Raw genomic sequence first — 26,866 nt, forward strand, 5'->3', positions numbered from 1 at the left:
TAAATAATCTCCCCAAATGACTTACTTGCGTGTTTCGCGCGAACCTATCGTATGATGGTGGTCTACCGCAAGCGATGCGGCCACTCGAACTCAAACGAGTGCTCTCTGTCCATGGAGCTTTAAAGAATGCGTGTTTGTCATTATGTTTTTTTAAGTATCCTCAGCTTTTGTGTGTCCTCTACTGTGTGGGCGCAACAAAATGTTGTTGCTATTGATAACTCAGTAAGTACGCAGTTCTCTTTGCTGCAAGACCAGACAAAGGTGCAGCAAGCGCTCGCCCACATAAAAGCACAGGAGCCGGCCTATCTGGAGGAGCTGATTCGACTCACGGAGATTCCCGCGCCTCCATTCAAGGAAGAGCGCCGTGCTGCCTATTTTCTTGAGCAGATGAAACTCCGCGGTCTTAAGGATGCCTACATTGATGCTACCGGCAACGTGATTGGTATTCGTAAAGGCACCGGAAATGGACCGACATTCTTGATAGCGGCGCACCTCGATACAGTTTTTCCTGAGGATATTGATACAACTGTAACCTTACGTGACGGACGTTACTACGCCCCAGGAATCGGCGACGACACGCGGGGCCTTGCCGCATTACTGTCGGTGATTGAAGCACTAGAGACCAGCGGCATCGAAACTGTAGGCGATATTATTTTTGCTGGAAACGTGGGCGAAGAAGGACGAGGAGATTTACGAGGTATCAAGGGGATTTTTCGAGACCATCCCGGGATAGATGGTTTTGTTTCTATCGACGGCGTACGTATGCGGCGCATTACCAACGGGGGCACTGGTAGTCGTCGCTTTGAGTTTCACTTTACCGGGCCCGGCGGCCATTCCTTTGGTGCCTTTGGTCTGGCAAGCGCCACTCACGCCATGGGCAGAGCGATAGCCAAAATTGGAGATATCGAGACTCCGACCTTACCCAAAACTACTTTTACCGTGGGCACCGTCATGGGAGGGACATCGGTTAACTCAATCGCTGCTCATGCCGCCTTTGCCTTAGACATGCGCTCCAACGATAAGAGTGCACTGGCTGAGCTTGAGAAAATGACTAAAGCAGCGGCGCTGGCGGGAGTAGCTGAAGAAAATGCCCGCTGGGACAATGGCGAGATTAGCGTGGAGTTCAAACTGATTGGTGATCGACCTGTCGGGAGTACTCCGGTAACAGATCCATTGGTGCAGGCAGCAGCCCTGGCGTTTGACGCGGTCGATGTGGAACTGGAGGGTTTGGGCATCAGCAGCACTGACTCCAATGTTCCTATGTCACTGGGAATACCTGCGGTGACACTGTCAGCCGGCGGTGATGCTGGTGGTGCGCACTCTCCCGATGAGTGGTACGCCCCTTTGAAGTCCTACAAAGGCCCCCAGTCCGCTCTGCTGGTAACGCTCGCAATGACAGGAGTCGCAGGCGTGTCGGACCCGCTGCTGAAAACTCTCTAGCAAAGGACACTTGGGCTGTGAAATTTCATCGAATCAGTCCCAATGACGCGTCTTGATAGTGTGTTGAATCAGGACATATGAAGTAATACCTTCTACGACTCGCCTGCACAGTTCTTGGAGTGTGCCAATCTATGCGTCAACTCATAATCTTACTGGCGGCCTCCTTATGTTTTGCCTCTGCGGCGCAAGACGAAGCACCGGCTGCCAACGCGGTCGCCGCGGACATACGCTTCTACTATGAAGATGTACCCCGCGCAGCGCAGTTTTATCGCGAAAATCTCGGCCTTCATCCTATAAAGGCAACTGACGAATCGGTAGTACTCGAGATAGCGCACGGCGCATTTCTCACGCTGGCGACCCTTGAGTCCGAAGGCTACACGCCGGATACGCCTCGCACCGCTGCTATCGCCCTGATCACCGATCAGCTGGACGAATGGTGGGAAGCGCTGTCCCAGCGCGGATTGGACATGCGCACCGAATCCTATGATCCCGTTGCCGGTCGGGCACATCACGGATTCGTGCTGGCTGATCCCGAGGGATGGCTTCTTGAATTCGAACGCTTTAATCCGCATCCCGAAAACACGGCACTCATGCCTCAGCTCAGTGCCTTGCAAACCCGTTATGTCGATGGCGACGCTGCTGGTTTGCCCGAACAACTTGGTTTCAAGGCAACAGTTCTTTGGCTCTATTATGAGGATCTGGCCGCTGCCGAGAACTTTTTGATCGAATCCCTTGGTTTACCGCTGATCACTGATCAGGGCTGGGCCAAGATTCACGCAGCCGCACCGACCACGTTTTTAGGTTTGGTAGACGGCGCAAGAGGCATGCATACGTTCACGCCAGAGAAAGCCGTGACCTTTGAGTTACTCACTTCGACCCTGGCTGCGCAAAAGAGCCAGCTAGCAGCAAAGGACATTCCAATCATCTCCTCTGAGGATGGCTCTTTTGAAGTTCTTGATCCCGGAGACCATCGCTTGCGCTGGCGCAGCGTCGCTCCACGGGACTAGCCGGCATCAGTGCATGTTCCTGGACCCTGACCCTAAGTCAGCATCAAAAGGCACTAGAATAAACGACTATGTTTGTGGTCATTCTGGTAATCGTTTTGCTTCTGGCTATCGCGGCTCCGGGTTTCTGGGTCAAACGGGTGCTCGCCAGATACAGCCAACCTGTTGATCGCTATCGCGGACATGGAAACGGCGCTGAACTCGCAAGGCATCTTCTTGATCGTTTTGAACTACAGAACATAGCCGTAGAAACCACCACGGCAGGTGACCACTACGACGCGCAAGCAAAAGCCGTCCGGCTCACGGAGGACAAGTACAACGGCTATTCACTAACTGCTGTCACCGTAGCGGCTCATGAAGTGGGCCATGCTATTCAGGATGCACGAGAGGAGCCGCTGTTTCGTCGCCGCCAGTCACTGGCTCTGATTGCTGCACGTGTTCAGCAGTTCGGCAGCGTAGTCTTGCTAGCAGCACCGGTGGTCATGCTACTCACAAGAGCCCCCGGCCTTGGCTTAGGGTTTTTAATCGTGGCGATCGTCTCTATGCTCATGGCCTCTGTGGTACACCTCATCACATTGCCGGTAGAGCTCGACGCAAGCTTCAACAAGGCCCTGCCGATGCTGGAAGAAGGTGGATACCTGCACGACGGCGACCTGCCGCATGCGCGGCGTATTCTCAAAGCTGCGGCGCTCACCTACGTCGCGGCTTCGCTCGCCAGCTTACTCAACCTGGGGCGATGGCTTGCCGTGCTCCGTCGCTAGGATTGCAGCAAAGCAACCTCACTCGCGATTTTCCTGACCCATGGCGTTCGCAAGAGCCGTATATACTGCCAGCCGCTTTTTATCACCATTGAGACCGATCACCATGTCACTCTTACCCTGCATCGTAAAAGAACCACCAAGTAGCGCTAACGCAGCCGTTATCTGGCTTCATGGCCTGGGCGCCGATGGCAATGACTTCGTACCGATCATCCCTGAGCTTAAGCTTCCAGCCGAGCTAGCGGTGCGTTTTGTATTCCCCAATGCGCCATCAATCCCGGTCACTATTAACAACGGCTATGTTATGCCGGCTTGGTATGACATCACGGAGATAGATATCGAGCGAAAAATAGATGCGACTCAGCTCATTGCTTCGGCAGAGAAGATTCGTCTGTTAATTGATCGGGAAATCGATCGCGGCATTCCCAGCGGTCGCATCGTGCTCGCCGGATTTTCCCAAGGCGGTGCGGTGGCTTATCAAACCGCACTTACATACATGTTACCGCTGGCGGGCTTATTGTGCCTGTCCACCTACTTTGCAACGAAGGATACGATTACGCCCAATACGGCTAACAAACAGATTCCCATCAAGATCTGTCACGGCACTATGGATCCAGTGGTGCCCGTGGGACAAGGTAAGATCGCGAGTGAGCGCCTGTCCGATATGGGCTATACCGTTGAATACAGTGACTACCCCATGGAGCACGCCGTGTGTCCCCAAGAGATTGCTGATGTGTCGCAATGGCTGCAAAAGGTACTGGGCTAATCCCAGCTAACGACGGCTGGCTTCAATAAAACTGGACAATTCAGACCTTGTGGGCGGCGAGCACCCGGTACGAGACACATTGATTGCTGCGGCAGCACATGCGAGATCAAGAGCTTCTGCCAGGGTTTCAGCATTGCTTGGTACTTCTGATGACTCAAACGCCCCCGTGCGATAAAGACTGGCAAGAAACGCGGAGTGAAAAGTATCTCCCGCTCCTACGGTGTCTTCCAGCTTCGCAACGGCGTAGGCGCGTTTCTCGATAGCATCGGCCCCACCCGGAGCGCCGTAAAGTACAGCTCCGCCACCACCCTCCGTCAGAACCAAGAGTCCATCCTCCATCTCCTCATGAAGCTGAACCGCTGCCTCGCGAATGGTGCCATCAAGCTCAAAGGCTTCGATATCCTCGTCGCTTGCCTTCACTACGTTTGCGACGGCCATGAGGCTACGCACACCATCGAGATACTTTTTTTTGTCCAGACTTCCCCGCAAGCGAATATTGATGTCGATGCTGATAAAAATGCCACGCTCTCTCATCAACTCAAATAGGGCATTAATCTTGGGTAGTTGGCTTGGTGTTATCGCAAGCGACCCTGTGTGAAAAACTCGTAGATCGGACGGCAAGTGCTCGATAATCTCTTCTAGACTAGTGTCCTTATCCGCGATCCCTTCACGGTACAGACGATAGGAGGGCTGCCCCTGATCATTGACCGTAACTAACGCCAGCGATGTGGGACAAAGTGATCTGCGCTGAGACGGAACCACCACCCCCTCACTCAAGAGAGACTCACAAAGCTCCTCACCAAAACGGTCATCTGAGAGTGACGAAAGGTAGCTGACCGGGATTCCCTGCCTGGCAAGGCCTATCGCAACATTGTACGGCGAACCTCCGAGATGCGGCCGGTAGGCCCCGTCCTCGCCGATAATGAGATCGATCAGAGCTTCACCCAGTACGGCTACGCTCACGCCATCGCCTTCTCACGGCGGTTGAAAAGCTCTCGCTCCACCCTTCGCAGCGTTGCACGGTCGATCTGGTAAAACATCATCAAAGCACCTCCCGCGAGAAAATAGATCGCTGGCACCACGTTGAACATTAATCGTATACCGGTAATGGCCTGCTCAGATTGCACCGCATTAGCAGTAAACCCGAACCATGCGAGCATAAAGCCCGGGAGGGCTCCCCCCACAGCGGAACCGAACTTTAGAGAAAACATCGATGCCGACACCGTAAGTCCAGCGGTGTTCTTACCGGTTAACCACTCACCATATTCAGCGCAGTCGGTATACATGGAAAACAAAAGGGTGATTGTTACGCCAAAGGTCAAAATACCCGCACTGTGAACCAGCGTGATAAACCAGAAATTCTCTGGTGGCACCAAGTAGCAAAGTCCCAGCAGCAATGCATGGATGATGCTCATTGCAAAAACCAGACGATGCTTCTCAAACCGCTGCGTGAGGCGCGGTGTGATAACAGCGCCGATCAATTGTCCAATCAGCCCGCAAGAAGTTAGTACCGCGGTCTTATCAAAGATCAGAAACACATTCTGACCGGAGTCACCAAGATAATATTTGACGTAGTAAACGATTGAAGCAAAGCGCGCCACAAGACCTACCACAATGAGAATCCCAGTGAGTACCAGAACAACCCATGACGCGTTTTTCACCAGAGCGGAGAAGTCCTCACCAACGCTCGAATCATGATGGGGCAGCTGGACGCGCTCGCGAGTACTCGCAAAAGTAATCCAGAAGATTAGCACCGAGAGGATGGCGAAGAGGACTATCGTGAGACGAAACCCAAGGAGTTCATCACCGTTGCCCAGCATCTCCACGAGAGGAGTCGCAAAAGCACCGACGCAGAGCGTCCCCAAAGATGCGAAAACGAAACGGAACTGGGTAGCCTTCGTCCGTTCCTCGGCCACGGGAGAGATCACGGCGAGCAGAGCTGAATAGGGAACGTTGATCGCCGTGTAAGCAAGCATGATCAACGTGTAGCTGACGTAAGCGTAGATTAGCTTACCGGTAGAGGAAAGCTCCGGCCCGAGGAACAGCAGATAACCCAAGCCCGCATAGGGAACCGCAACCCACAGCAAATAGGGTCGATATTTACCCCAGCGAGAGTGAGTCCGATCAGCGATCAGCCCCATGGCCGGATCGCTGATCGCGTCCACCACCTTTGTAACAAGAAGCATGGTCGCCGCGGCTGCGGGGCTGATACCAAATACATCGGTGTAATAGTAGAGAAGAAAGAGTCCAAAGAACCCCATATAGAAGTTCGATGCCATATCACCCAGGCCGTAACCGATCTTTTCACGAAAGGACAGGGGTGCAGTGTTCGGCCCTAAACTCATCAGACGGCCTCTTTGGTCGCTTCGGTCAAAGCTCCAATCCTGTACTCGAAGGATTCTCCCTCCTGTGCGCCAGAAATCCATGCGCTACGTTGCGCAAAATCCACGGCCAGACGAGCAATGCATTCTCCATGAGTCCAGGACAACACAAGATGCTGTTTCGGTGAATCCTCCACGCAAAAATCGCCATCGAAGACCTGCAGAGAGTTGCAAAGTCGGATCAGCGCAAAAAGTTCTTTTACCACCGGTCGGTTGATTGCCGACAACAACTCCTCTCGGGAGTAATAATGGCGATTGATATCTCTACCCACTCCGGTGCGCTCAACGAGGCCTAAATCATTCTCTCCTGCGAGCAGACCAACGTAATACACCTGAGGCATACCAGGTACGAAGAACTGAATGGCTCTCGCAATAAGGTAATCAATATCGTTGCCACCCAGAGCGTCGTAGTAAGTAGAATTGACTTGGTAGATATCCAGATTAGATGCTGCGTTGCCGCTGGCTTGCCGGCTCTTCCCGCCGGTTTTATGGTGAATGCTTTCAACCAGCTGATCTATCTCGTGGTCGTTGAGCAGGCCGGGACGATCCCCATCCGCACCGACGTCTACAATACCTATGCCATCGTGCGTATCCAGTACGGTGACACAATTATGGGGCGCGATCCGAAGCCAATGTTCCAGCGCAGTCACGTCGTTGGTGTACAAACTGTGCAGCAACAACGGTGGCAAAGCGAAGTCGTAAACACGCCCCACCCTTTCTGCAATCTCACATTGAACCTGATAGTTCGCATGAACCTCAACGAGTGTCCCCATGCCGAGATCAGACGCTTTATCGCTCAACGTTGCGATAAAGTCATAAGTTTCAGACAACATGAAACAGTTCGTACCAGGACGCTTGATGGCATAGCCAGCCGCATCGAGGCGCACCTCTTTCACGCCGGCACCAGAAAACGTATCTAGGATGCTCTGCAAATACTGCCGTCCCACTGAACTTTCGACGTTGATGTCTAGTTGACTCGGGCTGAACGTGGTCCAAAACTCGTGTGAGCTGCCATCTGCAAGCGTCTTGGTCGTGAAAGGAGCTCCCGGTCGCGGCCGATAAATTTGGCTCACTTGCTCCGCAGTGGCGCCGGAGTCAAGAGCCCCGAACACTTCCTCATGGCGAAGAAACAAGTCCCAAAACTTTGAAGCGGATCCTTTGAGAGCAACATCCTGAAATTGACTGGACTCCGAAGAGACATGATTTACGATCATATCTGCCATGACACTATGGTTTGCCGCAATCGCAGAAACATCACCCCAGGAACCCAGCTGTTCATCCACTGAGAGGTGATCAGAAGGGTCAAACCCCGCATCCGCGCCATCAATGGGATGAAAAAAAGGCAGGATATGCACACCGCCAAAAAGACCGCCGAACTCATTTTCCAGCAAGTCTTTAAGCTTTTTGAGATCGCCGGCCAAACGGTCAGCGTAGGTAATGAGCGAAACCCTGCGCATATGTTAGTGACTCAGGTTGTTCGTTAGAAGATTGGACGGCGCGCTATCTAAGCGCACCGCCCGTTACGTCTTCCTAAAATCGGTAGGTAATACCGATGTTAGCCGATCGGCCATTGAGAGGACGAGCACGAATAAAACTTCCTACCGCCGCCGATCCTTCTTCTGACTCCGTAATTACGAACTCATCAGTAAGATTGTTAACGTTGACGTAGGCTGTGAGATCCTGAGTGACATCGTAGTTGAAGAAAGCATTTACCAGTACATACGCTTCCTGCTTAAGGTCGTTATTGTCCTGCACGTAATAGTCGGTTGATCCCTGCAGGACCAGGCCCGTCGCAAGACGCGCGTTGCGGTACTCGGGGATCAGGGTATAGATAAAATCTGCCTGTCTCCGGGGAGTATTGCCGACAACCGCTGCGTTGGTGGCATCGTCAGTGATTTCAGCGTCGGTCCAGGTAATGTTGCCTCGCACCACGAAGCTGTCGCTAAAGTTGAAGTCACCCTCTAACTCAATACCATTTGCTTCATACTCACGGACAAAGGTTAAGCCACTAGTAAGCTCCGCCTGCGTTTCCTCCGTTATCGTGTTGAAGAAGGTTGCAAAGGCTGACCAGTTTTCGCCAACGTGTTTGTAGCCAATCTCCAATTGCTGAACGTTGTCAAAGCCGTCAGTGGTCGACGTAAGACTGCCATCAGGTCGCAAAGAACCGCCAACCTGTGTCAGTCGATCAGCGATCGCGCGGCCGCCATCGCTATAGCGCGCAAAAACTGATGACGCATCCGTCAGGAGAAACGTGCCGCCCACGGAGTAGGAAGTATTATCAGCATCGTAGTTTACGTTGGTGGTTGCGGCATTGCTGGAGTTAAGAACCCGCACGCCGCCGGCAATGAAACCGGCCGAAGTGGCGCCGGGGTTTTCCAACAACGCATCACTATCGAGACGGGTAATTACACCACCATCAACGGCGAACTGGCCTACGCTGCCATCGCCATTAAGGTCTATGGGAGTATTGCCTCCGCAACAACCATCCAGACGCTGTCCTCTGGCTTCGACTTCATCGTGACGCGCGCTGACGTCGAAACGCATGCGCTCACCCACATCAAAGCCCACGTTGATGTAAGGGGCAAAGGTGGTGTATTCGAGATCCCAGTTCCACGCCAAAAAGCTTTGCGTTAAAGCGCCGTTGTCCGCAAGGACCACATCCACAGCGTTACCATCTTCATCGATGCCCGCGCCGTTAGCGAGGTAGGTGATGTTTCTCGAGTTTGAACCATCCAAAGTCTGCATGCGCGTCTGCCAGCTATTCCACGATGTCTTAATAGCCTGCTTCGAGTAGTAAAGGCCGCCGGATATCGCTAGGCCATTGGTGTTTTCCCAGGTGAACGAGAGGTCGTTAACAAACAAGCCTAAATCGTGAATCTTGGTATCGAAGAGAAGATTGGTATACGCGAGCTGGTCGCCATCCGCAGGCTGACCATCGATAAGTGCGGTTACACCGCCAGAACAGTCGAGCCCAACGCCAGCAACGCTTGCAGACGCGCAAAGTTCAGCACCCTTGTCCGCAATGCTAGCCGTACCCCCGGCAAAGCCATCGGTAAAAGGAGCGATAAAGCCACCCGAGATATCAGATTGACGAAACTTGTTACGCACCGTGAGCTGTTCGTTCAATGACTTTTCGAACTCAAAACCAAATGCGGATACCTTCGACTCGATTCCGTCGGCAAGAGAGCGACTGACGGGGTTTCCAAACTGATCGAAAGTCGTAAAGTTGTTTGTCTGCTGCGACTGGAGAGTTTGAGAACTGGCATCATAGCCCGGTACAGCCCCGTAGGAATCGCCACCCTCCACCAGCACCGGGGATGGAAGATATGTCGCGACACGATCATCCAGGTGCTTGCCATACAAACGTAGGTAGCCATCGTCAAATTCTTTCGTGATATTCACTTTCAGTTGGCCACCATTTTCACCGTTGTAGCCGGTATCGCGAACACCTTCACCGTCTCGAAAGAATCCGCCAACGTGGTAGTGAATGGTATCGGTCAGTGAACCACCATATTCGAAGTCGGTACGAAATTCGTCGTAATCCAGTCCCATGCTGACACCGATACTACCGCCTTCTTCCTCACCAGTTTTGCTTATCATGTTGATGATGCCGCCAGGGGAGTTGCTGGCAAAGGTAGACGCTGAGCCACCACGGATACTCTCTATACGAGCAATGGTCCAGTCAGCCCTCAACCAGTTGTCTGTGTTGCCGAAGTTGATGTCGCCATATTCGAGAACAGGCAATCCATCTTCGTGAATCTGCATGTACTTGGAACCGCCAGTCGCGAGGGGAATTCCGCGAACAGTGAGGTTGGCGTTACCACCGCCACCCGAGGACTCTGCGCGAACGCCGGGCAAAGCTCTGAACAGTTCCGCAGCAGAGCGAGGTGCGAAGTCGGTGAGCTCATCACCCCCCAAAGAACTTACCGAGACGCTGGCCTCGAGCTTAGTGGCTCCACCCGAGGGCACACCAGTAACAATTACTTCTTCAAGAACGGTTTGCTCTTGCGCTTGAACCAAAGCGGCAGGCAGCGCAGCAAGGGCAAAGCTAAAGGGAACGCACACGGAGCGCGCAGTTGAAAATATCTTCATGGCGGTTGCCTCGTTTTAGATTTATGTGGCTATACCGGTGATTAAGCACCGAAGTAACGGAAGTTAGAATATTGTGCAATCGATTGCAAGAAAAAAATGCAATCGATTGCCCTGCGTATAAAGTACTGTTATACAATGGCTTTTTTGATCGTACGAATATCCCAAAAGAGGACAGAAGCCTTGAAGCTAGGGCGAAGCAAAAAAATTTCTAGTCTTCAGGACCTTGCAGACTTGGCCGAGGTCTCACGCGCTACCGCGTCGCGAGCACTCAACGACAACCCTAGAATCGCTCTGGAGACACGAGAAAGACTCCAAGCTCTGGCAAGGGAACACGGCTACTCTATTAACAGAAGAGCACGGGACCTGCGCTTACAAAGAAATAGCGTGGTGTCTGTCGTGTTCATGCTCGACATCCGATCGCAACAACATATGTCTGACCTCTTCTTCCTCGATATGCTTGGAGGGATCGCTGATGCGCTAGCTGCCAAGGACTACGATCTACTCCTCGCGCACGCTCCCGTAATCGACGCTGCTAAACTTGCGGATGGCCGCGCAATGACGCAGTCAGACGGCATCATTTTCATCGGACAGGAGCGACAGCACGCGCAACTCAACGAACTGGCCGACAGCAATCGGCCCATGGTGGTCTGGGGGCATCCCGTTTCGGACAAACGGTATGTGGTTGTAGGCAGTGACAACTTCAATGGCGGCAATCAGGCGACATCACATTTGATTGCGACGGGTAGGCGGCGAATCGCATTTTTTGGCAATACCGCGAACCCCGAGAACGCGGCCCGCTTTGGTGGCTATCATTCTGCACTAAGCGATGCAGGTATCCCATACGATCCATCTCTTCACTTTGATATTCCCTTCACCATGGAGAGCGCTCGTGACACAGTCACTCGATTGTTGAGTGAAAGAACAGATTTTGATGCCGTAGTATGCGTATCTGACGTCGTTGCACTCGCCACGATCTCAGCTATACAGCGACAGGGGCTGAGTGTGCCTGAGGACATCGCAGTAACGGGCTACGACGATATCGGCCTAGCTGCGTACAGTAGTCCTACACTCACCACGGTGCGGCAAGACATTGGCCGGGCCGGCGAGGTATTAGTGGAAACACTGCTGTGCATGATCAATGGTGAGGCATACGGCGATACAGCGCTCACCACAAAATTGATAGTTAGAGAAAGCACTGGGCAAGCGGAGACACTCTAGATATAGGCCTCCATCAGGCCACACGGACACCTCAGGCCAGCAACACCACCTCGTCACCGGCAGACACGGATCCGGGCTTCACCACAGAGAGATAAGCTCCCATAAAGCGGTTTGTTTCTTCATAGAGAGCTTTTGCAATCTTGGGATTTCCCGGAAGGTCAAAAGGCTGCTGGGGACGAGCGGGCATAGAGCAGCGGATCGTTTTTGCAGCTACCTCCAACTCTACGTCCCCTATCTGCAAACGCTTGCCGATCCAGGAAAATTCAGCGAGACCGCTTATTCCATCGTTGGTTTCCACAAGAAAATTAGGTCGAAAGCGACGTACATCAAAAGACTCCCCTGACAGCTCCGCCATGTGTCGAAGCGACGCCGTCGTGAGCAAATGAATGGGTGCCATATCATTGTAGGTGCCGGGCGGTGCAAAACACTCCGCCAGTAACAAGATCAACTCTTCGGGGTAATCTGATAAGTCTGGCGGTGCCTCTCCGGCCGCGATACCCAGAATTTTCATAATCGCTGCCTCGTCTAAGGGCTGCGACCAGCGATAATGTTCGCGATTGCTTGGGGGCTGTAAAGCGCTCAAGGACAGGCTCTCACCGATGTAGTCGCTGATCTGGGCGCCTATCGAATCATCGCTGCTCGCTTCGCTACCATCGGGAAAACGCACGCTTACGGAAGGCACCTGCTCAGCAAACACCCGAGTCTTGGGCCGCTCACCAACGTATCGGGCCTCAAGATTCATGAGCTTTGGAAAACGCTTACCCCAAGCAACGTCACCATGGGAATCGAGCATTGACCAGCTCCGATCACCGATCACGCCTAACTCATCCAGCTGCACAGTATCGACGGTGTGCCCCGCCATACTTTTAACCGGATACATCCAAACGTCTGAAACATGACCAATCTGCATAGCGTTCTACCTAGTGCTTTTGAACTGAGTCTAACAGATCAAAAAACTGATAATGCCTGGTCTAATCGACGGCGCATCTGGTCAGGATTGCTCCTCAAGCCACAGCAAGGTGTCGAGATAACTGGCCAGATATTCCAAGTATTCCGGTGCCCGCTGATCCAGTGCGACCAAGGCCTTTACAATTAACCCTTGAGAGTTAAGGGGGCCCGCCGAATCCGGCAGTGTGGCCATAGCCTGCTCTATACGCGCCTCTACATCGCGTTTCCAGACACGCTGGCCAACGACATCGAGCACCTTCAGCTCAGTGCGTTGTCCCAGTAACGATCTCAATTCGCCCAATGCTTCCAATGTCTGGTCACGCGCCCGCTTGGGCCGCTTGAGGCCTTCGCCTAACACCTTGCTCCCTACTGAATCAGCCATTGGGTGGAACTTCTTCTGATGAAACGATACGCGGCACCGGCGCCATTTCGACCCTCCGGTTCAAAGCCCGACCGGGCTCATCAATGTTGGGTGCGACGGGCTGCTGGTCGCCAAAGGCCGCAGCGAATACGCGATCGGCAGGCATCCCTGCTGCAATAAGCTCCCGTGTAACCGTCAAAGCCCGCTGGGCCGAAAGCTCCCAGTTATCGCTAAAACTCAGGTTGCCCGACTGAATTGGCAAGTCATCGGTAAACCCGCTGATCATCAATAACTGATCATTCTCCTCGAGGAAGACATCGAGAGGTTCAGCCAAGGTGACCAACAGTTCTCGGCCCTCATCTTGCAATCGGTCAGAGTTCAGGGCGAACAGCACACTCCCGCTAATGCCGATACGACCATCACTGATAGTGATTCGACCAGTGGACAAAGGCCCGGCCAGGGCTTGCTCGAGTACCTGCCGGCGAGCCAGCTCCTGCTCGCGTTCCGCCTCGGCCTCCTCCAGATTTTTCGCCAGCTCCAATTGAAAGCCGAGGGTCCAGACCAGGATGAGGACAAACACCCCAACCAGGCCGGTCATCAGGTCACCGAAAATCGCCCAAATGGGGGGGCCATCGCTGCGACCATCATCCAGATACTCTTTCAAGACTGATCCGCCTCAACGTGCAGCAAAGCAGTTACCGATTCGAGGCGCTCGAGTATGGCTTGTTGAGTAATCAGGTTGTGGTCAATGATTTCACGCGCTTGATCTACGTAATACCCCATCTGCTCGTCGCTGCGCGAACCAGCAGCCATCAAGCCCTCAGCGGTCGTGGTCAGCGAAGTGTTGAGCGCCTCGCTACTGTCTTTAAACGCATCTACAGATTCGGCAAAGCCGCCACTCAAGGCTGACAATTCCAACGCGGTGCTGGCAATTTGCTGCCCCGACGCGCCCAGCTGCTCACTCAGATTACCGGCCAGAAGTTCAAGGGCTTCACCGTTGCGCGCCAGTAACTGATCCACTTCGATACCGAGCTTGTTCGACAACGTCTGCCAACGCTGCTCATTGCTATCCACTGTTGCTGCCATCTTCTGCGAGAGGCTTTCGGAGACCTGCGTCAATTGCTTCGCGCTCTGCGCCATAAGCTGGTCAAGCTTATCCCCTGCCGCATTGCTTTGCTCCACGATGTGTTCTTTGAATTCTGTGCTCATCATCTTCAGCGCGCCCTGCTGCTCGTCGTCGCGTTCCTTCAGACTCGCTATGAGCACCAGCTGTTGTTCCAGCAAGGTCGACCGCTCTTCCATAAGCTGCTTATCGCGCTCAAGAGATCGCTCGGCGTTGTCTTGAAGCATGTTGATCAAGTCGCTGCCGATGCTGATCGACTGCCCAGCAGCGGATTCCATCGCTGTAACGGATTGAGTAACACTCTCATTCATTGCCTGAAGCTTCTCGCCCAAGGACTCTTGCAATTGAGCGATTTGCTGCGCACTGCTATCAAGCCGCTGGCGCTCCAGGGACTGAATGGCCTCTAGCTGGCCACCCATTTCTGCGACGAAACTGTCGGCGCGTTCGCTCATCGCGCTATGGCGCTGCTCTTCGGCGACCCGACGCGTAGCCAGTTCCTCAGTCAGGTGAGCACGCAGAGTCTTGTGAAGTTCTTCGTCTACCTGCCTGCGCGCCGCAGCCTCACTGGCGAGCTGTTGTGATGCCTGCTCTAGCATTTGCCCCACAAACGGCTGTAAAGCCGCTGCAGTCTCTTTGCTGGTATTCGCCAGACTACCCTTTACCTCGGTGGCGAGCTCAGTAGTAAGCGCCTGAAAGTCCGCACGCACCGCTGTTTCAAACTCGCGTTGCTGCGTTACGAGCTGCTCACCGGAGCGTTCACTCAGGGCGGTCAGTCGCTCTCCAACTTCTCCTAACTGCTGAGTTAGTGCCACCAGACTAGCCACCGCATCAGGCAAAGCGTTGGCCTGCTGCTGAAGTGCACTGTAGGTTTGTGTCCGTTGATGGCTGAGTGAATGGTCCCGAAAAAACTCGTCCCTGCAGTGGTCCAGAACTTTTGACACCTGGAGCCGTTCACGCTGACTAAGCGTTGCAATCAAACCCAGCATGGCAGATGCCGCGACACCAGCGACAGACGTGCCAAAGGCCATCCCCAGCCCCTCAATGGGTGCAGCCAGACCCTCCCTAATCGCCGTCAGCTCAGTGCCCCCCTCTAGTGCAAGCGCCGCGCCCCCCAGTGTGGCTACCATGCCGACGAAGGTGCCCATCAAGCCCAGCATTACCAAGAGCCCTACCAGGTAGGGCGTCAGTATCGGCGCGGGAAGTCCCAGAAAATGCCCCACAATCCGTTGATGCACCGAGTGGCGTAATGCTTCGGGCACGGTGGACAGCCATGCATCCAGCGTCGGGATATCAGTGGACGATGCCCGCGCTGCATCCAGCCCACCCAGGACCGACCGCAGTCCCGCGGTATGGCGCTGATAGCGCCATAGCTCTACACCACCGATACCGTACGCCGTGACGATCAGCACCATGACCAGAAGAGTCAAGCTGTCATCGGCTGCCACTGATCGGGCCATCAGGACAATCAGGGCCATGCCCGTGATAAAGGCCGCGTAGGATAGAACTCGAGTCATGCGTTTTTCCCTAGGGGATCTTCAGAAGATAGACAAGACAACATGCCCTCGAGGGGCTGAAGCCTGAGTGTTAGCTCTGCATGGAGCAGATGCTGCACTTCGTCGTGGAACTGCGCCAACCATCCGCCAGCTTGAAGCCAGCTTTGTGGTTCGCCAGCAAGCCAATCTTGCTGGTGCTGGTGCTGGCGCAAATGCTCAAAGCGCTGCCCTACCAGCTTGGGAAGCTTTGCAAAACAATGGCGACTGTACTTTACAAGCATGGGCCCCAAAGCAACCTCTACCGCCGCGACTTGCGCCAGCGCGTCGCTTTTATGCTGCAAATGCTCGATTAGTGCTTTTCTGAGTTGCGCGACGCGCCGCTCGAGCTCACTTTGGTGCAGGCTGTAAAAACGCTCGTATCTACCGGTCGCCTCGGGTGCGCTTAAGGTGTTCTTACTCGCAGTGGGGAGCTCAAAGGTCTTTTTGCCCTCGATCACCTGCTGACGATCGTCGGTCACAAAACTGGCATCGATAGACGCCCGCATTGCGGACCTATGCTGTGCAAAAACTGAATCGCTGGCAGAGGGCTCAATAGGCTGGGGGCTAGCGCTGACACCGTCGAGCTGAGCGAAAAAATCGGACAAGGTGATGGCGTCAGAGATATCAACAAGATCAGCCAAACGGGTAGCAAACACGCGTTTACGCGGCCGTGAAGACACCAGACCCAGATCGGTCAGACGAAGCACCAAAGGCGCCTGCCCCAAAGATGAGAGTTTTGTCTTGGACATGCTTGAACACAACGCCTTATGTAGCGGAGGCGCTTGGCCCGCGTACAAACTGTTTAGAGAGTAAGAGTCAGCGAATACTGACCGTCCAGAGCAATCGACACCACGACCAGCGTCCGTGCGCTCGTGAACGCCTTCTTCAGAAGGCGCGCAGGGTAGCGCATATTGGCGCTGACTTTAAAGAGCTACGGTGCGCGCTTTAGCCTTTGATAGCTCCTGCCATTAATCGGCCCTTGGATCGAATCTAGCAAGTCCAGCCGAATGTCTGATTTTTGTACCTGCAATCAAAAGCTTACAAAGATACGGCGATTTTTTAGCCCCGACCTGTGATACTTGACAGCTGAAGAGCACTCGCTGGTTCGAGTTAAAGGAGCAAGATTGATTACCTTTTTGAAAACAATAATGACCGTGACCCTAAGCGCATGTTTATTAACGGGCTGTTTATCTCAATCACTGCCAGAAGAACGTCTTCCAGAGTTTTCCGTCATCAGTGTCCAACTCCCCGGGTTTAAGCCTCAACAAGGAGATACTGTCAGCTGGCTGAACGACCTCGTCATCGCCGGTGACCTTTCTGCGGAAATCGAAGCATTGGCCACCGAAGAAATCACCTCACGCGTTGAGCAACGATTGAGTGATGAGGGGTTTAGGTTTGCAGCGCCAGCAAACAGTCAATACGTCCTGCTCGCCGCTCTCGTTGGCAACATGTCTGACGAGCTGTTGGATGAGCAAAAACAGATCTTGGAGCTGGCTCGCATGTATCCAATGCTAGGCGGCGGAGCCTATGAGCGAGACATGCTCATACTGGCCCTAACCACATCTGAAAAAGTGGGAGATGGCAATCCACTGTGGAAAGCGGCTGTCGAAGTGTATTCGGCCGATGAGCTCAATCTAAACGACGCGGCCAAATTAAAGCGTCTGGACGCTGCGATAAACCAGCTGCTTTCAACACTGCCAGACATGATGTGAAAAGCTCAACGGGAATCGGAAGCAATACGGCAGCTGCCTGGAGTAGTACCCTGCTCTGGATACAAAATGCCGAAAGCTTTATCTTGCGCAGCCAGTCAACAAAAAGAATGAATACAAATTATGGGTAGAGCCTACCAAAACCGCAAAGAGTCCATGGCCAAAACCTCGGACCAAAAAGCTCGGGTATATAGCAAGTATGCTCGGGAAATCTATGTTTCGGCGAAATCTGGCGGACTGGATCCTGCGGGCAACCTAGCCTTGCGCAGTATCATCGACCGAGCCAAGAAAGATCAGGTGCCCACCCACGTCATCGATAAAGCCATCGACAAAGCCAAAGGCACCGGCGGCGAAGATTTTGCTCTGGCACGCTATGAGGGTTTTGGCCCCAACGGCACCATGGTCATCGTGGACTGCCTCACCGACAATCCCAACCGCACTTTTGGCGATGTGCGTCAGTGTTTCAACAAAGCTAAGTGCAAATTAGGCAACACGGGCAGCGTGAGCCATCTGTTCGATCACAGCGCCATTCTTGCCTTCTCTCACGACGACGAAGAGGCCGTACTCGAGGCGCTGATGATGGCTGACGTGGATGTCAGCGATATAGAGAGCGAGGACGGCAAGGTAACCGTCTTTACGCCTCACACCGAGTACTTCAAAGCCAGGCAAGCCATCATTGATGAGTATGGCGAAACCGAGTTTGACGTTGACGAGATCCAGTTTGTGCCGCAGTTAACTACACCACTTGGCGATGAAGATCAGGCGATCATGGACACTCTCATCGACTTACTTGATTACCTGGAGGATGTGCAAAAGATCTATCACAACGCTGCCTAGCAGGCGGCGCACGGCGCGCAACGGTCAAGAGTAAAGATCAGACCTCAGCGCACTGGTTCATAAATACCGCCAGGGCGAAGTCTTTGTCAGAAATCCCGCCCACATCATGGGTCGTGAGTTCCACGCGGACACGGTTATAAACGTTGAACCACTCGGGGTGATGGTCGGTGCGCTCAGCGAAGAGCGCAACTCGCGACATGAACCCCCAAGCGGCATTGAAGTCGTCAAACTTGAATTCTTTTTCAAGCTTTCCGTCTTCGTTCAATGTCCATGGAGCTGGGGATGCCGCATTCAACTGATCGATCTTTTGTTTGAGTTGCGTCCCAATCAATAACTCGTGACCCACAGTGTCCTCCTTTTTACTAAACCCTGAGCTTAACCGGAGTACTCGGCCCCACGAAAAACCCATCGCTCCATCACTTTACTGGCACAAAGCAATAAAACCATATAGTTTCAACGGGTGTTGGCAAAGAATTAACCCACCAAGCGCTTGAGAACAGCTGTACGAAAACCGAGCACAATTCGCTGAGGGCTCCAATGAGCTTTTATGAAGAGCTGAAGAGACGGAACGTTTTCAGAGTAGGCGTTGCCTACGCCGTGTCTGCATGGGCTTTACTACAAGTCGTAGACCTGATTCTTGACAACGTGAGCGCTCCCGACTGGGTTGTGCAAGTATTCATGCTAGCCATCGCAATTGGTTTTCCCTTCGCCCTGCTATTCGCCTGGGTGTTTGAAATGACTCCGGATGGCGTGAAACTCGAAAAAGACGTCGACCCTGGTCAATCCATTACCCCGGACACAGGGCGGAAGCTGAACCTAGGGATCAGCGTAGCACTCGCTATCGCGGTTGTTCTATTGCTTGTAGACAAGTTCAGTGCGGGACTCATATCTGGACCACAGCCTGCTGCGTCCAATAAAGCTGAGATTGCGGATACCAATCCTTCCAAAAACTTCTCCAGTGCAAACTCCATCGCTGTACTTCCCTTTGTCGATATGAGTCAGGCTCGCGACCAGCAGTACCTGTCCGACGGCATAGCCGAGGAAATTCTGCATGAACTAGCGCAAGTGGGAGGATTGCTGGTCACCTCCAGATCGTCATCGTTCACCTTTCGGGATAAAAACCTCGATATCCCTTCGATTGCGGCTCAACTGGGCGTTGGCTTTGTTCTGGAGGGCAGCTTACGAAGAGCTGGCGATCGCATCAGGATAACCGCGCAGTTGATTCAAGGCTCGACCGACAAACCGGTATGGTCGGAATCATATGACCGAGAGCTGAATGACATTTTTGCCATCCAGGATGAACTATCACTCGCAGTAGTTATTGCACTAAAAGACACGCTAGGGGTGGAAAACGCAAACACGCCTAAATCACGTCAGGTGATCGGCGTTGAGGCCTACGACCTCTATTTGAAAGGATTACTCGCTTACAACCATGGGACAGTCCAATCCCTGGTCGAGGCAAAGTCGTACTTCGAACAGACCATTGATTTAGAACCCGGTTATGCCAGGGCTTGGGATCAACGTGCACGGACGCTGTTCCAGCTGCTGGGTGATTTCAACGAATATGTGGGTGCCAAGACATTAACAGCGCAGCATGCGAATTTTACGAGCACGGAGGCTGCGGCACTCAAAGCTGCTGAGCTTGCACCCAATCTAGGTGGACCGCATACAGTACTAAGCCTGATTTACCCGTGGAACGCTGAAACGACTCTCGCTCTGCGATCAAAAGCCATTAGCCTGTCCCCGAACGACCCTTTCGTGGTGTATCAGTATGGCAGGGCGCTGGAATGGCTCGGGCGAGTCCGTGAGGCCGACGAGTACCTCCGTCGCGCTGTCCAGTTGGACCCGCTCAATCTTGAAAGCCAAATCGCCTACGCGCGTTTTAATATGTGGCGTGGCCGCACCGGCAAAGCACAGTCACTTATCGACCAGCTTGTACTAGACAAACCTGAGCATGCCCCCGCGTGGAGCATGAAGTCTAAGGTCCACACGTCTTCTGGCAATCTTGTCGAAGCTATGATCGCTGCGCTCAGAGCCACTCAGCTCGACCCAGAAGACGCAGAAATCAAACAGATGATAGCGAGTCTCTATATGGCCTTAGGCGACATTGACGCAACCAGCCACTGGGTGAGGCGCTTAAAAGCGGAACACCCAACCCAGTTTAGGGATGCTCCCTTCTATGATTACCTATTGCCGTGGCTGAAAGGCCAACATGACTCTGCGCTGCAAGTAGCCCGAACTCAAGTCAATAAAGAGAGCGCTGACCGCCCCTCGTTTTCAAAGTACCAGCTGATAAAGGATATGCTTCGCCAAGAGAAGTACGCCGAGGCCGAGTCCGCCTTGCTAAAATTTTCTCCGGAGCTAACTGACTTTATGAGCTGGCCGGTAGTCAGTACCCTCAAAGAAGCCAGAGCTTTCAAACTGAACGAGGTGGCTCTTGGTGGCAGGGTCCTGCAGTTTATTTACCAACAAACGGGGCGACACGAGCTCTCCGATGCTTTGGTTGATCGTTTAGCCTGGCAGGGCTTAGAAGAGGGGCATTTTGCCAGCTTCACACCCCGAGCCGATCAATACTTAACGGAAACCGGCAAGCAGTTAAGGGCCGGACTGCACAACGAGGCGCTGGCTGCGCTGGAGACGGCCGTCAAGTTGGGTTATCGAAAAACACCTACCGGCCCGGGGTGGCAGCACAGAGTCCGAGACGACCCTTTAATGAAAGACATTCGACAACATCCCCGGTTCGTCGCCGTTTTAGAGACCATTGAAGGGGATATGGTAGCGCAGCGTGCTGAGCTAAATGCTCTGCTGAACGGAGAATAGCGCCAACGCACGCATCATCGCCCCCTTCACCCTTTCACCCTACCCCGCAGTGTATTCAGTTCGCCTGAATTCGATGGCGGATCAATTTGCTCGTGGCAAGATAACGCCTACACCCCATCTCGCTCTAGCAGCTACGGAAATACACATGCATTCTTATTGGACTCGCTCCGCGCTGTTTTTTTCAGTGCTGGCCGTTACAGCTATCAGCCACGCTCGAGAGTTTCCCGAACTCCAAGGCCCTTACATGGGCCAGGCAGTCCCAGGTAACCGTGCCGAGGTGTTTGCGCCAGATATCGTTTCTACTGACGGCTGGGAAGTAGAAGGTGTCTTCGCTCCCGGTATGCGTGAGTTTTACTTCACAACCAATGGCGGCGAATACAAGGTGCCTACCGTGGTGGGCTTTCGTCAGGAAGGCGATATCTGGAAAAAATACACTGAGTTTCAGCGCGACGGGGAAGTCACATTCTCACCCGATGGCCAGCGCATGCATATGGCTGAAGGCTACAGAGATCGTGTAGGCAACGGCTGGTCGGAGCGCAAGGAGCTCGACCCCATTTTCCAGCGAGAGGATTGGGGAATCATGCGGCTATCAGCTTCCGCAAAAGGCACCTATGTTTTTGATGACTATAAAAGCGAAGACCTGATACGAATCTCCCCGCTTGTCGGCGGAGAGCGCCCGGAGCCAGTGGCGATGGGCCCAGTGGTCAATACAGGGGAATGGACCGCCCACCCCTTTATAGCACCGGACGAAAGCTATTTAATCTGGGATAGCGAACGGGAAGGCGGTTTCGGAGACTCCGATCTTTACATCAGCTTCCGTCAGCCAGACGAATCCTGGGGTCCAGCAATAAACATGGGTAAAGGGGTGAACTCAGACAAGTGGGACGCCTATGCCACCGTGACCTCTGACGGAAAGTACCTATTGTTCAATAGAGGTGTCGATCCAGAGAACAACAACATAGATATCTACTGGGTCAGCGCCGACATTATTAGTCAGCTAAAAACAAAGGACCTACAAGAAAATTAAGCTGGCAGATCGGCTGCTAGTTAGCTTCGTCTGAACTATCCACCTCCCGAAGCCTCATTCCCTCTCGAGTTAGTAGTGATTTTAAGCGCTCGGGATAGTCCGCTGGTATCGCCCACAAAACATCGAACTCCGTCGGCTCTAAGCCGCGTTCCTTCGCCCGTAGATCGCTTCTTACCGCGAGTACTAGGTCGCTGCTCGCCCATGGATGATTGATCCAATAGCGATGACCCGTAATATCGAAGCCGCGCCCTTCCCAGTCTCGGGATACATCAATCACCTCGAGTCGGTCCGCGGCGATCAAGGTGTTTAACGCCTCTTCCGTCAAATCCTGACTCTTTTGACCGATGCGAGCGCCGCCTCCCATAAAGGTTGACCCCATATCTAACGCACCATCCTTAGAGGAGAGCGTGACTACGACCCGATCAACCAGGCTATTGATTTCTGGAAGAGCTTCAACGAAGTCGGAGGTAGGCACATCTGCGGCCGCAAAGTAAACCGTACCCAGGCGAAACTGCTCCCGGGGGTCCTGACCACTGTCTTGATTCCGGGTATACAGTTCTTCCAGGGCACTAGTCACCACGCGGCCGCCGGCACTCCAGCAAACAATATTGATACGGCGCGCATCCGATTGCCTGGCAAGAACCTCAATGAGTGATGCAAGTGAAGGCGCCGCCCGATAAGCTCGGTCTACATCATCGCCAATACCGTAAGAGAGTATGTTTTGGCGAGTGGGCCATGAAAAGGCAATAGACGTCATGTCCCTACCCATGAAATGGTCCAGCTGCGCGGCGAAGGCATTCGCATTGTAGAAATTCACCTTCGCACCGTGGACATAGATGAGTAGGTCTTTGTCTCGCGCCGACGCGATAGACCGATTCATATCCGACATTAACCAGGCCAAACCTTCCGCCGCATTTTCGGATACAGGCCCCTCCATAGACGGTCGAAATCTACCCGCCTCCAGCAGCCCCGCAACAGAGAGTTCAACAACGGAGGGACGTTCGGCGCTGCGCGAGTAGTCTCTTAGATCAGACCAAGTAAGGCTGTCACCGCCAAAACCGATAAGCGACATCCCTGCAGAAATCACATCACTCTCGTCGTTTCCGTAGTTAATACGCTGGAGGTCGGCGTCGCGCTGCCTGGTAGTCGCATAATAGACCTTACGCGGCTTCCACCGCTGATCCTCCGAGATGTTGTCCAGAGGACTCAGGTCCAACTCAGAATACAAAACCGGCGTCGGCATCAAGGGTTCGATCTTGGGGCCTGCACAGCCGACAAGCGCCATCGCAATCAACAGAGCTGCTACTCCGCGAAATGTCATAATAATCAGTGCCTCGTGTCCGACGGCAAATCATCTTGCTGTACTGATTCAGCAATCTCCTGGACCACTTCGACGGTATCGTCAATGCTCAGCCCGTAAACATGAGCCGCCGTAAACAAAGAACCCGCCAGCAAGTAGTCCACTGAACGATCGATCGATATCTCATGACGCTTTGCCAGCCTCTCGGTGATCCGATGGAGCTGGAGGAAGAAGTCTTTGCCGATTTCAGCATCTTTTTCTTTGCTTTGGTTCATGTGCGCTGCACCGCTCCCCATTACCTAACGCCCAAAGAGTGAGCGCCGATTCGAGATAACAAGCCCGTCGCTATTATAGACCCTCAAACCAAGTCGTGATTTTTGAAACCAAGCCAAAAACAGTAGCGAAATATCGGTGTACGTTGCACCATTGGCAAAACAAAGCAAAACACAAATTGCCCCATTCTTGAGAAAAGGAAATCCATGAACTACGTACACATCGTTGCGGTGCTTGCCGTTATTCAGTTTATCTACTTCGGCATTATGGTTGGACGCGCTCGTGGACTCTATGACGTCGCTGCTCCAGCTACATCCGGCCATGAAATGTTCGATCGAGCTTTTCGCATACAAATGAACACACTGGAGCTCCTGGTGTGCTTTCTGCCTGCCCTGCTACTCGCAGCTGTCTATTGGCCCAGTTCAATCATTGCGGCTGTCGGTGCTTTTTACCTGCTTGGTAGAGCACTTTACTCCGTGGCATATACGAAGGACCCATCTACAAGAGGGCTCGGTTTTGCTCTCAGTCTTTTTCCGACGCTGGGCCTACTAATTGCTGCTGGGGTGGGCGCGGTCATCGTCTAAGTTGCAAGAGACAAAACAGGCGGTCTTTCTAATAGGCTAGGTAGCGTCCGACTTCGCCTTTGACTCATTAGCTGCCGACCCAAAAATACCCTTGGCCATCAGTGAAGTCTCCCCCGCTCGCCGCCGCTGGTACACCTCCGCGCGCACCGCATGAATGTCAGCATTCTCGGGGTCTGCAAGACTCGCCATTTCGACGAGATGGCAAGCACTCCGGATATCGCCATCTGTGAGCTCCAGTGCACGCGCGGCGAGTTTGCTTGCGCCACCGGCAAGAGCTGCAAGCTCCTGCGCCAAACGACTATCTGCAGCCGGCTTTAGGTTCGCAGGATTGCCGTCGTACCAACCACCATAGAGTCTCCAGAGATTACGTATTACAAACTCCGGCTCATCATAGGTGGGAGCAAGCCAGGGTTTGTCAGTGAGCGTACCGGGTATCTTGATACTGTGAATAACGTCGCTGAGCCTGGCGCCCTCATTCATTAGAGAGAGGGTCTCATCCACCAAAAACTCTAATGCACTGGCCACGTCATCAAGCACTGTCGCAATACGCTCCTTACCGCAGATCGGCAGGCCATGGGCAGGGAGAAAAAGCTCTGCTTCCATAGCCGACATATCGCGTAGTGCTTTTGCCCACTCTCGAGGATACCGCTGGGCTTTTTGCGGGTTACCCGCATTGGGGAAAGCCCAGATGAAGAAGTCACCAGCACAAATGGCACGCTGCGACGGCACCCAGGCCCAGGTGTGATCGTCGGTCTCTCCCTTGGCGTGGCGCAATTCGAAGCGAGTGTCTCCGGCGGTAATTGTATGGGCATGATCGTAGGTTTGATCGGGATTCGGTGTTGTCGTGGGTAGAAATTGAGCATCACCGGCAAGATCGTAGCCACGCCTCTTAAACTGGCCAAACTGCCGTTCATTGATGACATGGTTGTAGCCATTAGTCAGCCGATACCGCTCAAAGCGCTGGAGCACATTTTCGTGAGCTACGATGCTTGGCCTCTGCGCCTCGCTACAAAAGGCCCCGCAACCACCCACATGATCGATATGCCCGTGGGTGAACACCACCGAATGAAATGGGTCGTCAGTCCAATGTCGGATTGCATCGACACAGCGCTTACCGCCCTGCTCGTTGGACGTATCAAAAGCTACCAATCCCTCATCGGTCTTAAAGACAATGCAATGAGAAAAAGCCTCAACTACCGCCGTACTCTCAGAAAGCTCGGATAACTGGTGATTAATGCGATTTAGCGGCCCCGACTGTTCAAGGTCGACTCGGCCATCAATAACCCCGGATGAAATCTCCAGCAAATCAGTCATGGGCGTTTACGCCTTAGCATGCAGTACTACGGGAAGCTTCGAGTACCCCATAACGAAGTTAGACAATACGCGTTCGGGTTCACCGACCATCTCTACCCGTTCAAACCGCTGGAGTATCTCCTCCCAGAGAATACGCAGCTGCATCTCGCCCACGCGATTACCCATACAGCGGTGAACACCAAATCCAAAGGACAGATGTTGGCGCGCATTCTTTCGATCAATGAGGAACTCATCGGGCCGTTCGATCACGTCTTCATCCCGGTTTCCAGAGACGTACCACATCACCACCCGATCACCTTTTTTAATCTGTTGGCCACGAAATTCGATATCCTCCAGGGCAGTTCGTCTCATGTGGCCCAAGGGCGTCTGGTAACGAATAATCTCCGACACCATGTTCGTCACCAAATCCGGATTTGCCGTTAGCTTTGCGTACTGATCAGGATTCCGGTTGAGTTCAACCACGCCCGCCGATATCGAGTTACGTGTGGTGTCATTACCGCCTACGATCAGCAACATGAGATTCCCGAGGAACTCTTCGGGCTTATCGATCATGTCCTTTGTATCCTCGCCATGGGCAAGCAGCGATATGAAATCGAACTTCATGGGCTGCGCCGCGCGCTCCCGCCACAAGCGACTGAAATACTCAAGACATTCGCCTAACACTCGCTGGCGCTCGTTCATATCCACCTCAACGCCGACGGTCTCTGAGGTGGTCGTTACATCCGACCAGTAGGGCAGGAGGTGTCGATCCTCGAAAGGAAAATCAAAGAGAGTGGCAAGCATTTGCGTCGTAAGTTCTTTTGATACTCGCTCAACCCAATCAAACTCTTCGCCCACGGGCAGACTGTCTAAAATAGTTACCACGCGTTGACGAATAAGGTCCTGAAGCTCGTTGAGTCGCTGAGGGGCAACCGCTGGCTGTACCGTCTTTCGCTGTGCGTCATGCTTGGGATTATCCATAGCGATAAACATTGGCGGAGCAAAGCCCTGGGGCTGATCGCCGATAACAATGTCGCGCTCTGAAGAAAATCGCGTGTGATCTGTGTCCACCGCCATAATGTCGTTGTACTTCGTGATCGACCAGTACGGTCCGAACTGACTGTCGGGACAAAAGTGCACCGGCGCTTCTCGACGAAGACGACGGAAGTATTCACCGTGGGCATTGGCCTGAAAGATTTCGGCCTGGGCAACATCCAGGGTATCAAGGGGAATGGAACTCGGATCGGGTACGTCGCTAGCAACGTTTGCTAAAACTGCTTCAGCCATGCTGTGTCCTCGCTTTTATTTGTTATTTGTACGTCTCCCCATTAAAGCTCTCCGAGCACAGAAAGCAAGGGTTTTAAAGCGACGCTAGCTGAACCCACTCTCATACAGATTCG

General features: G+C 53.3%; 24 protein-coding genes. 10 read left to right on the forward strand and 14 right to left on the reverse strand.

Annotated features, from left to right (window positions below; translation table 11 throughout):
- The first annotated feature begins 240 nt into the window (after positions 1 to 240).
- From AB8B76_RS00630 to AB8B76_RS00645, 4 genes are all read left to right on the forward strand, one after another.
- Positions 241 to 1,440: a M20/M25/M40 family metallo-hydrolase gene (locus AB8B76_RS00630; RefSeq protein ID WP_405268757.1), complete on the forward strand. Its 1,200-nt coding sequence runs from the start codon at positions 241 to 243 to the stop codon at positions 1,438 to 1,440.
- Between the two features lie 131 nt (positions 1,441 to 1,571).
- Positions 1,572 to 2,447: a VOC family protein gene (locus AB8B76_RS00635; protein WP_405268760.1), complete on the forward strand. Its 876-nt coding sequence runs from the start codon at positions 1,572 to 1,574 to the stop codon at positions 2,445 to 2,447.
- A 68-nt stretch (positions 2,448 to 2,515) separates the two neighbouring features.
- Positions 2,516 to 3,205 (forward strand): zinc metallopeptidase, encoded by a 690-nt coding sequence (locus AB8B76_RS00640; RefSeq protein ID WP_405268762.1) that lies wholly within the window; start codon positions 2,516 to 2,518, stop codon positions 3,203 to 3,205.
- 103 nt (positions 3,206 to 3,308) lie between these two features.
- The gene (locus AB8B76_RS00645) at positions 3,309 to 3,968 is read left to right on the forward strand and encodes an alpha/beta hydrolase (RefSeq protein ID WP_405268765.1); all 660 of its coding nucleotides are present in this window, start codon (positions 3,309 to 3,311) and stop codon (positions 3,966 to 3,968) included.
- A 6-nt stretch (positions 3,969 to 3,974) separates the two neighbouring features.
- Here AB8B76_RS00645 and AB8B76_RS00650 read toward each other — a convergent pair whose 3' ends face one another.
- The 4 genes from AB8B76_RS00650 to AB8B76_RS00665 all read right to left on the reverse strand — a co-directional run bounded on the left by AB8B76_RS00650 (position 3,975) and on the right by AB8B76_RS00665 (position 10,441).
- Positions 3,975 to 4,931: a PfkB family carbohydrate kinase gene (locus AB8B76_RS00650; RefSeq protein WP_405268768.1), complete on the reverse strand. Its 957-nt coding sequence runs from the start codon at positions 4,929 to 4,931 to the stop codon at positions 3,975 to 3,977.
- A complete protein-coding gene (locus AB8B76_RS00655; protein ID WP_405268770.1) occupies positions 4,928 to 6,313 on the reverse strand; it encodes an MFS transporter in 1,386 nt (461 codons plus the stop codon). The genes AB8B76_RS00650 and AB8B76_RS00655 overlap by 4 nt, the downstream gene beginning before the upstream one ends.
- The gene (gene gtfA, locus AB8B76_RS00660; RefSeq protein WP_405268773.1) at positions 6,313 to 7,806 is read right to left on the reverse strand and encodes a sucrose phosphorylase; all 1,494 of its coding nucleotides are present in this window, start codon (positions 7,804 to 7,806) and stop codon (positions 6,313 to 6,315) included. The genes AB8B76_RS00655 and gtfA overlap by 1 nt, the downstream gene beginning before the upstream one ends.
- A gap of 73 nt (positions 7,807 to 7,879) precedes the next feature.
- Positions 7,880 to 10,441, reverse strand: a complete 2,562-nt coding sequence (locus tag AB8B76_RS00665; protein ID WP_405268776.1) for a TonB-dependent siderophore receptor — start codon at positions 10,439 to 10,441, stop codon at positions 7,880 to 7,882.
- Positions 10,442 to 10,576: 135 nt separating this feature from the next.
- Between AB8B76_RS00665 and AB8B76_RS00670 the strand changes: the two genes are divergently transcribed.
- Positions 10,577 to 11,659 (forward strand): LacI family DNA-binding transcriptional regulator, encoded by a 1,083-nt coding sequence (locus AB8B76_RS00670; protein WP_405268779.1) that lies wholly within the window; start codon positions 10,577 to 10,579, stop codon positions 11,657 to 11,659.
- A 31-nt stretch (positions 11,660 to 11,690) separates the two neighbouring features.
- Here the strand turns inward: AB8B76_RS00670 and AB8B76_RS00675 are convergent, their stop codons facing one another.
- The 5 genes from AB8B76_RS00675 to AB8B76_RS00695 all read right to left on the reverse strand — a co-directional run bounded on the left by AB8B76_RS00675 (position 11,691) and on the right by AB8B76_RS00695 (position 16,372).
- Positions 11,691 to 12,569, reverse strand: coding sequence for an MOSC domain-containing protein (locus AB8B76_RS00675; RefSeq protein ID WP_405268782.1), 879 nt, complete (start codon positions 12,567 to 12,569; stop codon positions 11,691 to 11,693).
- A gap of 81 nt (positions 12,570 to 12,650) precedes the next feature.
- Positions 12,651 to 12,989 carry a DUF2894 domain-containing protein gene (locus AB8B76_RS00680; RefSeq protein WP_405268785.1) on the reverse strand — a complete coding sequence of 113 codons (339 nt, stop codon included), beginning with the start codon at positions 12,987 to 12,989 and terminating at the stop codon, positions 12,651 to 12,653.
- Positions 12,982 to 13,632, reverse strand: coding sequence for an OmpA family protein (locus tag AB8B76_RS00685; protein WP_405268788.1), 651 nt, complete (start codon positions 13,630 to 13,632; stop codon positions 12,982 to 12,984). The genes AB8B76_RS00680 and AB8B76_RS00685 overlap by 8 nt, the downstream gene beginning before the upstream one ends.
- A complete protein-coding gene (locus tag AB8B76_RS00690) occupies positions 13,629 to 15,605 on the reverse strand; it encodes a hypothetical protein (protein ID WP_405268791.1) in 1,977 nt (658 codons plus the stop codon). The genes AB8B76_RS00685 and AB8B76_RS00690 overlap by 4 nt, the downstream gene beginning before the upstream one ends.
- Positions 15,602 to 16,372, reverse strand: a complete 771-nt coding sequence (locus tag AB8B76_RS00695; RefSeq protein WP_405268794.1) for a DUF3348 family protein — start codon at positions 16,370 to 16,372, stop codon at positions 15,602 to 15,604. Before AB8B76_RS00695 ends, AB8B76_RS00690 begins: the two co-directional genes overlap by 4 nt.
- A 375-nt stretch (positions 16,373 to 16,747) precedes the next feature.
- Between AB8B76_RS00695 and AB8B76_RS00700 the strand changes: the two genes are divergently transcribed.
- Together AB8B76_RS00700 and AB8B76_RS00705 are read left to right on the forward strand one after the other, a co-directional pair.
- Entirely contained in the window at positions 16,748 to 17,335 is a 588-nt protein-coding gene (locus tag AB8B76_RS00700) for a hypothetical protein (RefSeq protein WP_405268797.1), read from the forward strand.
- Positions 17,336 to 17,455: 120 nt separating this feature from the next.
- Entirely contained in the window at positions 17,456 to 18,169 is a 714-nt protein-coding gene (locus AB8B76_RS00705) for a YebC/PmpR family DNA-binding transcriptional regulator (RefSeq protein WP_405268800.1), read from the forward strand.
- A gap of 37 nt (positions 18,170 to 18,206) precedes the next feature.
- Here AB8B76_RS00705 and AB8B76_RS00710 read toward each other — a convergent pair whose 3' ends face one another.
- A complete protein-coding gene (locus AB8B76_RS00710) occupies positions 18,207 to 18,515 on the reverse strand; it encodes a 4a-hydroxytetrahydrobiopterin dehydratase (RefSeq protein ID WP_405268803.1) in 309 nt (102 codons plus the stop codon).
- Between the two features lie 191 nt (positions 18,516 to 18,706).
- Between AB8B76_RS00710 and AB8B76_RS00715 the strand changes: the two genes are divergently transcribed.
- Together AB8B76_RS00715 and AB8B76_RS00720 are read left to right on the forward strand one after the other, a co-directional pair.
- The gene (locus tag AB8B76_RS00715; RefSeq protein ID WP_405268805.1) at positions 18,707 to 20,989 is read left to right on the forward strand and encodes a tetratricopeptide repeat protein; all 2,283 of its coding nucleotides are present in this window, start codon (positions 18,707 to 18,709) and stop codon (positions 20,987 to 20,989) included.
- A 145-nt stretch (positions 20,990 to 21,134) separates the two neighbouring features.
- Complete coding sequence (locus tag AB8B76_RS00720; RefSeq protein WP_405268808.1) at positions 21,135 to 22,016, forward strand: hypothetical protein; 882 nt, start codon at positions 21,135 to 21,137, stop codon at positions 22,014 to 22,016.
- 16 nt (positions 22,017 to 22,032) lie between these two features.
- Here AB8B76_RS00720 and AB8B76_RS00725 read toward each other — a convergent pair whose 3' ends face one another.
- The gene (locus AB8B76_RS00725; RefSeq protein ID WP_405268811.1) at positions 22,033 to 23,337 is read right to left on the reverse strand and encodes an alpha/beta hydrolase; all 1,305 of its coding nucleotides are present in this window, start codon (positions 23,335 to 23,337) and stop codon (positions 22,033 to 22,035) included.
- A gap of 5 nt (positions 23,338 to 23,342) precedes the next feature.
- The gene (locus AB8B76_RS00730) at positions 23,343 to 23,591 is read right to left on the reverse strand and encodes a hypothetical protein (protein ID WP_405268813.1); all 249 of its coding nucleotides are present in this window, start codon (positions 23,589 to 23,591) and stop codon (positions 23,343 to 23,345) included.
- Positions 23,592 to 23,795: 204 nt separating this feature from the next.
- Between AB8B76_RS00730 and AB8B76_RS00735 the strand changes: the two genes are divergently transcribed.
- Positions 23,796 to 24,173, forward strand: coding sequence for an MAPEG family protein (locus AB8B76_RS00735; protein WP_405268814.1), 378 nt, complete (start codon positions 23,796 to 23,798; stop codon positions 24,171 to 24,173).
- Positions 24,174 to 24,209: 36 nt separating this feature from the next.
- Here the strand turns inward: AB8B76_RS00735 and AB8B76_RS00740 are convergent, their stop codons facing one another.
- Both AB8B76_RS00740 and AB8B76_RS00745 read right to left on the reverse strand, forming a co-directional pair.
- Positions 24,210 to 25,487 (reverse strand): alkyl sulfatase dimerization domain-containing protein, encoded by a 1,278-nt coding sequence (locus tag AB8B76_RS00740; protein WP_405268817.1) that lies wholly within the window; start codon positions 25,485 to 25,487, stop codon positions 24,210 to 24,212.
- 6 nt (positions 25,488 to 25,493) lie between these two features.
- Positions 25,494 to 26,753: a cytochrome P450 gene (locus tag AB8B76_RS00745; RefSeq protein ID WP_405268820.1), complete on the reverse strand. Its 1,260-nt coding sequence runs from the start codon at positions 26,751 to 26,753 to the stop codon at positions 25,494 to 25,496.
- Positions 26,754 to 26,866: the final 113 nt, after the last annotated feature.

The organism is Congregibacter sp., assembly GCF_045107095.1.
Taxonomy (GTDB): Bacteria; Pseudomonadota; Gammaproteobacteria; order Pseudomonadales; family Halieaceae; genus Congregibacter.

Bases quoted from the DNA above. Each gene is read 5' to 3' on its own strand.
- AB8B76_RS00635 (WP_405268760.1), top strand. From the start codon at position 1,572: ATGCGTCAACTCATAATCTTACTGGCGGCCTCCTTATGTTTTGCCTCT.
- AB8B76_RS00640 (WP_405268762.1), top strand. From the start codon at position 2,516: ATGTTTGTGGTCATTCTGGTAATCGTTTTGCTTCTGGCTATCGCGGCT.
- AB8B76_RS00645 (WP_405268765.1), top strand. From the start codon at position 3,309: ATGTCACTCTTACCCTGCATCGTAAAAGAACCACCAAGTAGCGCTAAC.
- AB8B76_RS00655 (WP_405268770.1), bottom strand. From the start codon at position 6,313: ATGAGTTTAGGGCCGAACACTGCACCCCTGTCCTTTCGTGAAAAGATC.
- gtfA (WP_405268773.1), bottom strand. From the start codon at position 7,806: ATGCGCAGGGTTTCGCTCATTACCTACGCTGACCGTTTGGCCGGCGAT.
- AB8B76_RS00665 (WP_405268776.1), bottom strand. From the start codon at position 10,441: ATGAAGATATTTTCAACTGCGCGCTCCGTGTGCGTTCCCTTTAGCTTT.
- AB8B76_RS00670 (WP_405268779.1), top strand. From the start codon at position 10,577: ATGGCTTTTTTGATCGTACGAATATCCCAAAAGAGGACAGAAGCCTTG.
- AB8B76_RS00675 (WP_405268782.1), bottom strand. From the start codon at position 12,569: ATGCAGATTGGTCATGTTTCAGACGTTTGGATGTATCCGGTTAAAAGT.
- AB8B76_RS00680 (WP_405268785.1), bottom strand. From the start codon at position 12,989: ATGGCTGATTCAGTAGGGAGCAAGGTGTTAGGCGAAGGCCTCAAGCGG.
- AB8B76_RS00690 (WP_405268791.1), bottom strand. From the start codon at position 15,605: ATGACTCGAGTTCTATCCTACGCGGCCTTTATCACGGGCATGGCCCTG.
- AB8B76_RS00695 (WP_405268794.1), bottom strand. From the start codon at position 16,372: ATGTCCAAGACAAAACTCTCATCTTTGGGGCAGGCGCCTTTGGTGCTT.
- AB8B76_RS00705 (WP_405268800.1), top strand. From the start codon at position 17,456: ATGGGTAGAGCCTACCAAAACCGCAAAGAGTCCATGGCCAAAACCTCG.
- AB8B76_RS00715 (WP_405268805.1), top strand. From the start codon at position 18,707: ATGAGCTTTTATGAAGAGCTGAAGAGACGGAACGTTTTCAGAGTAGGC.
- AB8B76_RS00720 (WP_405268808.1), top strand. From the start codon at position 21,135: ATGCATTCTTATTGGACTCGCTCCGCGCTGTTTTTTTCAGTGCTGGCC.
- AB8B76_RS00725 (WP_405268811.1), bottom strand. From the start codon at position 23,337: ATGACATTTCGCGGAGTAGCAGCTCTGTTGATTGCGATGGCGCTTGTC.
- AB8B76_RS00730 (WP_405268813.1), bottom strand. From the start codon at position 23,591: ATGAACCAAAGCAAAGAAAAAGATGCTGAAATCGGCAAAGACTTCTTC.
- AB8B76_RS00735 (WP_405268814.1), top strand. From the start codon at position 23,796: ATGAACTACGTACACATCGTTGCGGTGCTTGCCGTTATTCAGTTTATC.
- AB8B76_RS00740 (WP_405268817.1), bottom strand. From the start codon at position 25,487: ATGACTGATTTGCTGGAGATTTCATCCGGGGTTATTGATGGCCGAGTC.
- AB8B76_RS00745 (WP_405268820.1), bottom strand. From the start codon at position 26,753: ATGGCTGAAGCAGTTTTAGCAAACGTTGCTAGCGACGTACCCGATCCG.